1 protein-coding gene is annotated in these 500 nt (G+C 50.8%); it reads right to left on the bottom strand.

Features of this window, described 5'->3' with window-relative positions; all coding sequences use genetic code 11:
* Positions 1 to 231, bottom strand: a 231-nt coding sequence (gene ubiK / locus ACYP03_RS24000; protein ID WP_459782362.1) for a ubiquinone biosynthesis accessory factor UbiK, incomplete at its 3' end; no start/stop codon positions are given.
* Positions 232 to 500: the final 269 nt, after the last annotated feature.

The following is a 500-nucleotide window of genomic DNA, read 5'->3' as shown; positions in this document are numbered from 1 at the left end:
TTCCAGCTGGGCAACCTTTTGTTCCAGCTCGTTCAGCTTTTGGCGCGTGCGCAGCAGGACCTGGGTCTGCACATCGAACTCTTCGCGATTCACCACATCCAGCTTGCTCAGTTGTGCCTGGATGGTTTGACGCACTTTCTGTTCCACATCCTGACCAAGCGCTTTGACCGGTTGAGGCATGGCTTCCTGAATTTGCTTGGCAACCTGCTCAAGTTTCTTTGGATCAAACATACGCGGGTTTAACTCCATGAGGTTAATGGGATACTTTTAGCCGTTAGTGTACACCAAAAATTTCTGTGGCAGGCAGGAATCCTTGGCCAGATTGGGTAAGGTGGGCTGAAAAAAAGGCCGCTTGCGCGGCCTTAGTCTGATAGAAAGTTGCGGATTAACTTTCCCGGGCTTTCAGCGCGAGTTTCGCTTCGTCAGCCCGTTTTAACTTTTCCAGATCCTTGTCCTCCACAAAAACCGGCAGCGGTTTATGAGTACTTGCCAGGTAGGTG

This window comes from Photobacterium sp. R1, from assembly GCF_054600795.1.
This window is presented reverse-complemented; position numbering and strand designations above follow the sequence as displayed.